Origin of the sequence: Ferruginibacter sp. (assembly GCF_014377975.1) — a bacterium.
GTDB lineage: Bacteria > Bacteroidota > Bacteroidia > Chitinophagales > Chitinophagaceae > Ferruginibacter.
In genome coordinates, this window is record NZ_JACMOO010000333.1 from 16,772 (window position 1) to 28,591 (window position 11,820).

Annotated in this window: 7 protein-coding genes; 6 read left to right on the forward strand and 1 reads right to left on the reverse strand. The window is 40.0% G+C overall.

The features are described 5' to 3' along the window. Nucleotides 1–188: 188 nt before the first annotated feature. The 6 genes from H7254_RS16505 (at nt 189) to H7254_RS16530 (ending at nt 10,859) form a co-directional block, all read left to right on the forward strand. Nucleotides 189–4,556: a PKD domain-containing protein gene (locus tag H7254_RS16505; RefSeq protein ID WP_301934016.1), complete on the forward strand. Its 4,368-nt coding sequence runs from the start codon at nt 189–191 to the stop codon at nt 4,554–4,556. A gap of 249 nt (nt 4,557–4,805) precedes the next feature. Then, nucleotides 4,806–5,621 (forward strand): 3-methyl-2-oxobutanoate hydroxymethyltransferase, encoded by an 816-nt coding sequence (gene panB / locus H7254_RS16510; protein WP_301934017.1) that lies wholly within the window; start codon nt 4,806–4,808, stop codon nt 5,619–5,621. 196 nt (nt 5,622–5,817) lie between these two features. Beyond that, nucleotides 5,818–7,341 carry an aldehyde dehydrogenase family protein gene (locus tag H7254_RS16515; RefSeq protein WP_301934018.1) on the forward strand — a complete coding sequence of 508 codons (1,524 nt, stop codon included), beginning with the start codon at nt 5,818–5,820 and terminating at the stop codon, nt 7,339–7,341. Nucleotides 7,342–7,590: 249 nt separating this feature from the next. Beyond that, nucleotides 7,591–8,826: an ornithine--oxo-acid transaminase gene (gene rocD / locus H7254_RS16520; protein ID WP_301934019.1), complete on the forward strand. Its 1,236-nt coding sequence runs from the start codon at nt 7,591–7,593 to the stop codon at nt 8,824–8,826. A gap of 196 nt (nt 8,827–9,022) precedes the next feature. Further along, complete coding sequence (locus H7254_RS16525) at nt 9,023–9,946, forward strand: sugar phosphate isomerase/epimerase (protein WP_301934020.1); 924 nt, start codon at nt 9,023–9,025, stop codon at nt 9,944–9,946. Between the two features lie 202 nt (nt 9,947–10,148). Next, nucleotides 10,149–10,859, forward strand: a complete 711-nt coding sequence (locus H7254_RS16530) for a VIT1/CCC1 transporter family protein (RefSeq protein ID WP_301934021.1) — start codon at nt 10,149–10,151, stop codon at nt 10,857–10,859. 52 nt (nt 10,860–10,911) lie between these two features. On the opposite strand, the gene H7254_RS16535 is transcribed toward H7254_RS16530, so the two are convergent. Continuing rightward, nucleotides 10,912–11,820, reverse strand: a 909-nt coding sequence (locus tag H7254_RS16535) for a cation diffusion facilitator family transporter (protein ID WP_301934022.1), incomplete at its 5' end; no start/stop codon positions are given.

An 11,820-nucleotide genomic window follows, 5' to 3' on the forward strand; every position in this document is an offset into this window, starting at 1 on the left:
CTTCAATAAAAAAATCTTTGTTCATCAAAATTATTGTGACTGCCGCTATTAAAATAAAAACCTCTTAAAAGATAAATGTATCTTATATTGCATATACTTAACCCGCAACCACTACCTAACTGTCTATGTATCCATTCCCTGCCAGGCTTTATTACAGGTCATTGCTATTAGTTGTAACTTTTATTTTTTTGTATTGTATTTCTGTTACGGCTCAATTAACCGCCAATTTTGAAGTTAATAAAACCGGCGGTTGTGCTCCACTGGCTGTATCTTTCACCAATAACACTTCAGGTGCTTCAGCCAATGCTACCTATTTATGGGATTTTGGGAACGGTAACACGTCAACTATACAAAATCCCGGCGCTATCTACAATTATGAAAAGCCGTACACAGTAACACTTACTGTAAAAGATGGCACGCTTTCTTCTGTAACAACAAAACAAATAACTGTATACACCCCGCCACTGGCAGATTTTACGGCAACACCGGTAAAAGAATGTTTACCCGCAATTATAAATTTTACAGCAACTTCTGTTTTAGTAAATAATACCTATACATGGGATTATGGAGATGGAAATACAGAACGAAATTATTATTCTTCGGTAACACATACTTACGTTGTACCGCAAACAGCATCTGTTACCCTTACTGTTGCCAACGCTTACGGCTGTACTAAAACAATTAAAAAAGATAACCTTATTAAAATTTTACCAGCCATCAGTGCAGCTTTCAGTGCCAGTAAAACTTTTCTTTGCAGGGTTACCGATGCGGTACAATTTAATAATACCAGTTTTGGCCCGGGCACAATAACTTATCTGTGGGATTTTGGGGATGGCACAACATCAACCCTTGCAACACCCGCGCATACTTTTAATCTAAAAGGTACTTATACCGTAACTCTAACCGTTACCAGTTCTGAAGGATGCACTGCTGCCAGCACACAAAACGGCTATATCAATGTAGATAATTTCAACAGCGATTTTACAGTACCATCGCTAATTTGCCGTGGTTCGGATAATACCTTTATCAATACCAGTAACCCTGCTGCCACAAGCAGCGAGTGGCTTGTAGATGGCGCAAATGCTTCCTATTATTATTACAGCAACTTAAATTATAATTTTTCAATAGCAGGTGCGCACACCATTGAATTAAAAAATACTTTTGGCTCCTGCAGGGATTCGGTTGCTAAAAAAATTGTTGCAAATGAAATACCCAACCTGCAGGGATTTATTGCCGGCAAAACCAGTAATTGTGGCGCACCGGTTTTATATAATTTTAAAGATACTACCTCGTCTGCCATAAAGTGGGAATGGAATTTTAACCAGTATAATTCAAATGACATACAAGCTACCATACAAGCTCCATCTTTTACTTATACCAATACAGGAGATCATTATGCATGGCTTAGGGTAACCAATGTTGCAGGATGCACTGCTGCTGCTATACAATATATTAGTATTACAGCGCCAGTTGTAAGTATTACTGCCGATGGAACTCCGTTATCTTGCGGGCCATATTCATTAAAATTTTCAACTACCAGTTCAGATCCAATAACCAGTTACAATTGGAATTTTGGGGATGGTGCAACTTCTGCACTGGCCCAGCCAACACATTTATTTGGTACCAAGGGGTATTGGGCTGTTTCATTAACATATATTACACAGGGTGGTTGTAAAGGCACAACAAGCTATGGCACTGTTTCTGTGTACAATAAGCCGGTAGCCAGTTTTACAGCTTTATCCACTACTATTTGTGGTAATACACCTTTAACATTTAACGCTGTTTACCAGGATGCCGGTGCTGGATATTACTGGGATTTTGGTGATAATACAAATGTCTCGTACAATTACAATACTTCATCCCCAACGCATCAATACCTGTACGACAGTACTTACACGGTTACTTTAATAGTTGGCAATCAGGGTAATTGCCGTGATACAATGACCAAAATTAACTACATCAAAGTATTACCGCCTTTTCCAAAAATAACAGGCCATGAAAATACCTGCGATGGAACCAGGGGTAAAGTGACCTTTAGCCAGGAATCAAAAAAAACAGAAAGCTGGACATGGGATTTTGGAGATGGCGTAACAAAAACCCTACATGCAGATAGCCCAACAATCAGCCATACTTACACCAGTACAGGCAACTATAAAACTGTGCTTATAAATACCAATGGGCAATGCACCGTAAGGGATTCTACCAACGTAAGTGTTTTACTAAAACAAAGTCCATTGTTGTTTGCCAATGCTACGCAGGTTTGTACGGATGGAACGGTACATATCAAAATTTCCAACCTTCAAAATAACCCGGCACCATTATCATTCGACAATCATTACAATTTTAATAATATCGAATACAAAGATAATACCCCGTATAACGGATACTACACAAGAGATACTGATAGCAGTTATTACTGGTCAACTGTTTTTAATGGCACACTTAATTATTTTTCTCAAGGCACTAAAGGGTTAAGGGTTATATTAAGATCTTCCTATTTTCAATGCCTAGATACAACCAATTTTATACCACTTGCAATAAAAGGGTCACAGGCGGGATTTAAAGTAATTACCGACAGCATTTGTTTTAAATTACCGGTTGTTTTTAAAGACACGTCTACAACCAACAATAAAATTGTAAACTGGCAATGGAATTTTGGAGATGGGAATTCTCAAACATTTACAAGCGGTGGCATGGTTAGTCATGTATATGCGTACCCGGGAAATTATTATGTACGCCTTTCCATAACTGATTCGTCTGGTTGCATTACCAGCACGTCCTCTTACGGCCTTTCCATTACAGTCAACGGCCCAAAAGTTGCCTTTTATAGTTCAGGCAACTACACCTATATTACAGTACCGGTATATTTTTATAACAACACCAACAATTACAACAGTTACAATACACAATACAACTGGCAATTTGGCGATGGTGCCATATCCACAGATTATTCGCCCAGCCACGCTTACAACAAACCCGGTGAGTACACCGTAAAGTTAATTGCCCTCAATCCTTTCACAGGTTGTGCTGATACTACATCACAGGTAATTACAGTCAATAATTTTATTCCCGCCTTTAGCGTAATCAGTACTTATTTAACCGGTACAGGATGCCCGCCGTTACTTGTAAAAATGACTAATAATTCTTATAACTATACTTCAGTAAAATGGGATTTTGGAGATGCCACTACTGCTGACAACCTCAATTACCCCAGCCATATTTATGAAAAACCCGGTAAATACATCATTACTTTATATGTGTATGGCCCAAGCGGGCTTACAGGAACTTTTAAAGATTCTGTCAATATTCAATTACCACAAGGCAGTATAAAAGCAAATAAAAAAGAAGGCTGTATTGGCTTTACTCCAACTTTTACGTCAACATCCAAAAATACCAATAATTATTTATGGGATTATGGGGATGGTACCATCGCAGCTAATAATAATATCAGCACCAGCCACCAGTACAATCAACCGGGCAAGTTTTTTCCATCGATGTTGTTAACTGATTCCAACAGCTGTATTGCTGCTGCTATTTTGGCTGATACAATCTATGTTCATCCCAATCCGGTCATTACAATTGTACCACAAAACCCACGAATTTGCATGGGACAATCCTTAAGCATGATCGCTTCCGGCGGAGCCGTATATTCCTGGTCGCCTTCTGGTAGTTTAAGCAACCCACTGATCGCCGATCCGCAGGCAAACCCTGTTATAACAACAGATTATGTTGTTACAGTAAAAGATAATATTGGATGCACCAGCACCGGCAATCAAAAAATTACGGTGGTGCAGCCAGGCAAAATAACTATGGATTCAGATGCTTCTGTTTGCCTTGGTAAGCAGGTACAATTAAATGCTTCCGGCACGGCCTTTTATCAATGGATTTTTTCTACTGATGGCCTCTCCAACTCACAAATAAATAATCCGCTTGCAAGCCCGGTAGTCACCACAACTTATACCATAACAGGTACAGATGCATACAAATGTTTTAGTGATACTGCTACCATTACAGTAAAAGTTTTACTGCTACCCACTGTAAGTATACCACAAGTAAAGGATATTTTACTAGGTACACAAATACCATTAACAAGCATTACCAGCAGCGATGTTACTGCGTGGAACTGGAGTCCGGCAGACTATCTTAGCAGCACCAATTGTGCTTCGCCGTTATGTATGCCGCTGGCAGAAAGAACGTACACTCTTACTGTAACCAATAACAATGGTTGTACCGCTTCGGATAAGCTGCAATTAAAAGTGCAATGCGAGGAAAACCGCGTATTTATTCCCGGTGCTTTTTCGCCCAATGGCGATGGAAAAAATGATGTGTTCAGCATCATGGGCATATCGGTTGTAAAGCACTTTGTTATTTACAACCGTTGGGGAACACCGGTTTTTGAACGCAGTAATTTTATTGCAAGTGACAGATCAACCGGCTGGGACGGCACCTATAAAGGGGATCCTTTACCTGTAGGAACCTATGCATATTTTGCAGAAATGGTTTGTCCGGCAGGAGGTTCATTTTTAAGAAATGGAACGGTAGTTTTGGTAAGATAAAATCACTGGCATATGTCATTAACTATTTATTACAATCGCTTTTAATCAGGTCGTCCTGTGCTTTTCAATAAAATAAAAAATTACCACATAATTTTCCAAATCTGTTCCTGCGGGAATTTTTACAAATATTCTCTACATTTACACCGGCGATCATTCCCGGATTTGTTTTATTCTAACGCAGAGTCAACTCCTTCCTTCGCTCAAGGCTAAGCAATAAATCCATTACAGATTTTAAAATCTACACAAACCATGATTGCAGAAAAAGAATTCAAAAAGGTAACCACCAACACGCTTCAAAAAATGAAGGCAGCCGGAGAAAAGATCTCTATGATAACGGCGTATGATTTTTCATTTGCCAAATTATTTGATGCGGCGGGTATTGATATTATTTTAGTGGGCGACAGTGCCAGCAATGTTATGGCCGGTCATGCTACTACCCTTCCCATCACATTAGACCAGATGATCTATCATGCGCAAAGCGTAGTGAGAGCAAGAGAAAGATGCCTGGTGGTAGTTGATCTTCCCTTCGGTTCTTATCAATCTAATTCTGACATTGCTTTGGCATCTGCCATCCGCATTATGAAGGAAAGTGGTGCCCATACGGTAAAACTTGAAGGCGGTGAAGAAATAATAGAGTCTGTAAAAAAGATTGTAAGTGCAGGTATACCGGTAATGGGGCATCTGGGCTTAACACCTCAATCCATCAATAAATTTGGCACATACGTGGTGAGGGCTACAGAAGATACAGAAGCAGAAAAATTAAAAAAAGATGCTCTCATTTTACAACAAGCAGGGTGCTTTGCAATTGTGCTGGAAAAAATTCCTGCAACCCTTGCAAAAGAGGTATCTGACAGTTTGCATATTCCCACTATTGGAATTGGCGCAGGCGGTAATTGCGACGGCCAGGTATTGGTAATGCACGATATGCTCGGCATCAACACAGAATTTAAGCCCCGTTTTTTACGCAGGTATTTAAACCTGGATGAGCAAATAACCGGTGCCATCCGGCAATATGTTTCAGACATAAAAAGCAGAGATTTTCCCAACGAAAACGAACAGTATTAAGTAACACAACATCGTTTTTAAATCCACTTTTTTATTTTAATTTGACTTCATGGGCGCCCTTCCGTTTGTATTGGAATAGCGCTCTGCTACCGTAATATTCTATGAAATTTTTCTCAGCGTATTAATTATCTTATTAACAAAAGGGCTATCACACAGTCAACACCACAATCAATCGTAACTTTATCAAAAATAATCTATGCAATTTCTCTCCACATTACAGGTACAACAAAAAAACAGAGGTGTTTCAACAGGAACCAAATGGCTGGCATCCAAAGGCGCTGCAATTGATTCCTATTCTCCTGTAGATGGCAAAATAATTGCCTCCGTAAAAAGTGCTGATAAAGAAAGTTACGAAGCTATGCTGCAGCAGGCGCAAATTGCTTTTACGGAGTGGAGGCAGTGGCCTGCACCAAAACGTGGAAGTATTGTACGCCAGATTGGTGAAGAATTGCGTCTACAGAAACACGCGCTTGGTCAGTTGGTAAGTTACGAAATGGGCAAAAGTTTACAGGAAGGTTTGGGAGAAGTGCAGGAGATGATTGACATCTGCGATTTTGCAGTTGGCCTTAGCCGCCAGCTCCATGGCTTAACCATGCACAGCGAAAGGCCCGGGCATAGAATGTATGAACAATACCATCCGCTGGGGATTGTAGGCATTATTTCTGCCTTTAATTTTCCCGTAGCTGTATGGAGCTGGAATACCATGCTGGCATGGGTTTGTGGCGACGTGTGTGTGTGGAAACCGAGTGAAAAAACTCCTTTGTGCGCCATTGCCTGTCAGAACATTACCGAGAAGGTTTTTAAAAAAAATAATGTGCCGGAAGGGGTTAATAATTTAATCATTGGCGACCAAGAAGTGGGCGAATGGATGAGCAATGATACAAGAATTGCACTTATTTCTGCAACTGGAAGTACCCGCATGGGCAAAGCAGTTGCTGCGGCAGTTGCACAACGGCTGGGCAAAAGTTTATTAGAACTCGGTGGCAACAATGCCATCATCATTTCAAAAGATGCAGACCTTGACATGGCCCTGATTGGAGCTGCTTTTGGAGCAGTTGGTACCGCAGGGCAACGTTGTACTTCCACCCGCAGGTTAATCATTCATGAAAAAGTGTACAATAAATTTAAAGAAAAATTAGTGCGTGCTTACCAGCAGTTAAAGATCGGCGATCCATTAAATGAAAAGAATCATGTGGGCCCCCTGATAGATACCATGGCGGTTGAAATGTATAAAGATGCGATTGAAAAATGCGAGGCTGAAGGAGGTAATTTTATTGTGGAAGGCGGTGTGCTAAAAGGAAAAGGATTTGAAAGTGGTTGCTATGTAAAACCTTGTATCGCCGAAGTAAAAAATAGCTACGCCATTGTGCAGCACGAAACCTTCGCTCCTATTTTGTACATCATGAAATATAAAACTTTAGACGAAGCCATTGCCATGCAAAATAGTGTACCCCAGGGTTTATCGTCAGCCATTATGACCAATAATTTACGGGAAGCTGAGCAATACCTTTCTGCAGCGGGCAGTGATTGTGGTATTGCCAACGTTAACATCGGCACTTCCGGTGCTGAAATTGGCGGTGCGTTCGGTGGCGAAAAAGAAACAGGTGGTGGCAGGGAAAGCGGCAGCGATGCCTGGAAAGTGTACATGCGCAGGCAGACCAACACCATTAATTACACTGATAAATTACCATTGGCGCAGGGCATTAAATTTGATTTGTAAAGTGTTTCGTATAAAGTTTACACCTTTTGAAAAAGGTGTAAACTTTATTTTATATCTTGCATAAAAATTACATCATATCAAATCCTCGCACAACATAGTATTCTTCCTTAGCAATAATCTTGATCTGCTCAATCACTGAGTCAGGATTTCTGTTTAGTCTCCCTCAGCGGAGCGTAACCTTTCTATTGATACTATTTCTTTTTTAAAAATTACAGCCGGTTAATTTTAAACTATTTAAGCCAATTCATCATGCAATCAACCTCCACTTTATCAATCAACACACAAGAACATATTGACCTTGAAGAAAAATACGGCGCACACAATTATCATCCTTTACCCGTTGTATTAAATCGCGGCGAAGGTGTTTTTGTGTGGGATGTAGATGGCAAACGTTATTACGATTTTTTAAGTGGCTACTCAGCCGTAAACCAGGGCCATTGTCACCCTAAAATTATCGCGGCTTTAACCCGCCAGGCAAGCGAGTTAACGCTTACCAGCAGGGCTTTTCACAGCAGTCTGTTGGGTGAATACGAAAAAATTGTAACCACATTTTTTGGATACGATAAAGTGTTGCCCATGAACACCGGAGTAGAAGCAGTGGAAACTGCGTTAAAACTGGCCCGTAAATGGGCATACGAAATTAAAAATGTGCAGCCTGACAGGGCAGAGATTGTAGTTTGCCAAAGCAATTTTCATGGCCGCACTACGGGCGTTATTACCTTTAGCAGTGACCCATCTGCAAAAAATAATTTTGGTCCGTTTAGTGAGGGTTATACTGTTATCCCTTACAACAATCTTGCTGCGCTGGAAAAATCTTTTCAGAATAAAAATGTTGCCGCCTTTCTTTTTGAGCCCATACAGGGCGAAGCTGGTGTACTGGTTCCGGATGAAGGCTATTTAACCGGCATCAGGGATTTATGCAACGAGTACAATGTGCTGATGATTGCGGATGAAATACAAACAGGGCTTGCCCGTACGGGTAAAATGCTCGCCTGCGATCATGAAAATGTTCGTCCGGATATATTGATTTTAGGCAAAGCGTTAAGTGGTGGTGTATTGCCTGTAAGTGCCGTGTTGGCAGATGATAAAATTATGATGACCATAAAGCCAGGTGAACATGGCAGTACTTACGGCGGAAATCCATTAGCTTGTGCTGTTGCTATTGCTGCGTTGCAGGTACTAAAAGATGAAAGCCTGAGTGAAAATGCAGCAGCAATGGGTGAACTGTTGCGCAGTGAAATAAAAAAATTAAACTCCCCTTTTGTTGCGCTGGTAAGAGGCAAAGGACTACTGAATGCCATTGTAATAAAACACCGCAACCCAGAAGCAGCTTGGGACCTGTGTTTAACGCTTAAAGAAAATGGACTGTTAGCCAAGCCAACCCATGGAGATAAAATAAGGTTTGCTCCACCATTGCTAATTTCTAAAGAACAGGTGATGGATTGTGTAAGTATTATTGATAAAAGTTTGCAGGCGCTGGCATAATTAATTACATTATTTAGCTGACTAACACAAAAATATACTGAAATTTAAACCAGTAAAATTTTAGCTTCCAGAAGAAAATATTTTTGCATAAACCCAATATGATAGAGCCGGATATTAATTTAGCTAACTTTATTTTTATGCGTAATCTCTGCCGGATTGCTTAATTTTAAAAATTGGTTTAATAACATATTCATGTATGAAATACACCAACAGAAAAGATTTTCTACAAACTTCGGGCTTGTTACTGGCTATGGCAATAACAGGCAGTTCATTTGACCTGAAAAAAAAAATGCCGTTACTCTCATTTTCAACACTCGGTTGCCCCGACTGGACTTTTGAACAAATTATTGATTTTGCTGCCAGCAATCATTTTAATGGCATAGAAATACGAGGGATACAGAGGGAATTGGATCTCACTAAATGCAGGGAATTCAGCACACCGGAAAATATACTGTCTACCAGTAAACTTATGAAGGAAAAAGGACTATATTTTTCAGACCTTGGATCTTCCGCAGCCATGCACCACCAGGATACCAAAGAGCGAAATAAAAATTTAGACGAAGCAAAACGTTTTATTGATCTGGCGCAAAAAATAGACTGTCCAAACATAAGAGTATTTCCCAACAATTTACCAAAAGATGTAGAACGCAATGCTACCATTGATCTTATCATACAAGGTTTGAGTGAATTGGGTGAATATGCAAAAGGTAGTAACGTTAAAGTACTGCTGGAATCGCATGGAGAATTGGTGTACGTTGCGGATCTTCAAAAAATAATGGAGGCTGCCAACAGCCCAAATGTAGGAATGGTATGGGATATTGTAAATATGTGGTCGGTAACAAAAGAACCGCCCGCAACGGTGTATTCATCGTTGAAAAAATACATTTATCACACTCATATCAAAGACCTGAAGGTTATAAATGGTAAAGAGCAATACACATTTTTGGGAGAAGGTGAGACACCCATTTTTGAAGCAATCGATTTATTATACAACAGCGGCTACAATGGGTATTATAGCTTTGAGTGGGAAAAATTATGGCATCCCGAAATTGAAGCTCCGGAAAAAGCAATTGTACATTATGCTAAAGTGATGAGAGAACACTTTCGTGATAATAATTAAAAATTAATAATTTTTTCGTGCGCAGGATTTTCTTCTATTAAAAAACCAAATGTTTTGTAGCAACGGTTGGATGTATAGACAGTTTGTTTTCGTTCCTCTTTTTGCATCGGCTCGCACCAACAGGATGTATTTCCTTACTACCTGCAACTTAATACTTATAACTTTGTTTATACTTTTACAGACCAATTAAATAACCCATTGAATGGATACACATCTTCACCACAGCCATATAGAATCACATTTAAAAAGTTCTGATGCATTAAGGGACATTGTTATTGGCATGAGTGATGGCCTGACAGTTCCCTTTGCACTGGCAGCAGGTTTAAGTGGTGCTGTTAGCAGCAGTACCATTATAGTAATTGCAGGTATTGCTGAAATTTGTGCCGGTAGCATTGCAATGGGACTGGGCGGATATCTTGCGGGTAAAACTGAACAGGACCATTACCAAAGTGAAATTAAACGGGAATACCTTGAAGTGGAAACCGAGCGTCACAGGGAGATTGAAGAGACCAAAGAATTTTTTTCCAATATTGGTTTGAGTCCCGCATTGCAAGAACAGGCCACAGCAGAAATTGCACAGGATAAACACCGCTGGGTAAATTTTATGATGAAATATGAATTAGGTTTGGAAGAACCTGACCCTAAAAGAGCTACTAAAAGTGCATTGAATATTGGCCTCTCGTACATTGCCGGTGGTATCATTCCTTTAAGCCCTTACTTTTTTATCAGCGATTCTTCCGAAGCATTAAAAATATCGGTAGTTGCCACCCTAGGCTGTCTTTTTATATTTGGCTATTTTAAAAGTAAAATCACCGGGGTTAATCCTATCTGGGGTGCTGTAAAAGTTACTTTAATTGGCGCTCTTGCTGCATCAGCAGCATTTGGTGTAGCCAAACTATTTGAAGGCCATTGATGATTATTATCAGAAAAAAATTAAATGTACAGGTTCTCCAGCCGAGGAATAATTAAAGCGTGTTTACAGCATGTTTTTTGTTAGAAACAATATTTGCCATTGTCCATTCAATTTGTTTTTCAAACGGGTGTTGCCTTACCGGGCAGTCATCTTTTGTACAGATACGGCAACTGAATTCCAGACAGCCATCGGAGTGAACAAACAATTCCATAGATTCTCCATATTCGTTTTTAACAAGGGCGGAGAGTACATCAATTTCATGATGCGCTTCATGTACATTCATGTACCAGGGTACTGTAAGATGACAGTCAAGATGAATGGTACCGCCATACTTTATGATGCGTAAATTATGCAGGTCTATCCAGTTGGGCTTTCTGTTTGTATTTAATGTAACCACCAGTTTTTTCAATAAAGTGGCATCGGCTTCATCCATAATTCCGGCAACGGAAGTACGTACAATTTTATACCCCGTAAACATAATGATGAAGGCAAAAATAAACGCCACTGCACTGTCTATCCACCACAGTTGTACAAAATACAGCAACACCAGCCCGGCAATAATACCAATGGTAGAATAGGTATCGCTTTGCAAATGTTTACCACTTGCTATCAATACAAGTGAATTGTTTTTTTTACCCGTATTGATACAAATGCTGCCCGTAATATAATTGATTACAGCAGTTGCGGCAACAATCAAAATACCATAGTCTAGTTTTTGTATGGGATGAGGATGAACCAGGTTATTGATGGCTTCATACACAATGATGAGGCCTGCTACAGATATCAGTGTACCTTCAATGGCAGCGGAAAGGAATTCTGCTTTACCATGACCGTACGGGTGGTCGGTATCTTTTGGCTTGGCACTTACATACAAACTATAAATACCGATAAGCCCTGCAACCACATTCACAGTGCTTTCCAAAGCATCCGTTAAAATAGCCACCGAGCCAGTAAGATACCA

Excerpts from the sequence above, each read along its gene's own strand:
- H7254_RS16530 (WP_301934021.1), top strand. The coding sequence starts at position 10,149 with ATGGATACACATCTTCACCACAGCCATATAGAATCACATTTAAAAAGT.
- H7254_RS16525 (WP_301934020.1), top strand. The coding sequence starts at position 9,023 with ATGAAATACACCAACAGAAAAGATTTTCTACAAACTTCGGGCTTGTTA.
- H7254_RS16515 (WP_301934018.1), top strand. The coding sequence starts at position 5,818 with ATGCAATTTCTCTCCACATTACAGGTACAACAAAAAAACAGAGGTGTT.
- rocD (WP_301934019.1), top strand. The coding sequence starts at position 7,591 with ATGCAATCAACCTCCACTTTATCAATCAACACACAAGAACATATTGAC.
- panB (WP_301934017.1), top strand. The coding sequence starts at position 4,806 with ATGATTGCAGAAAAAGAATTCAAAAAGGTAACCACCAACACGCTTCAA.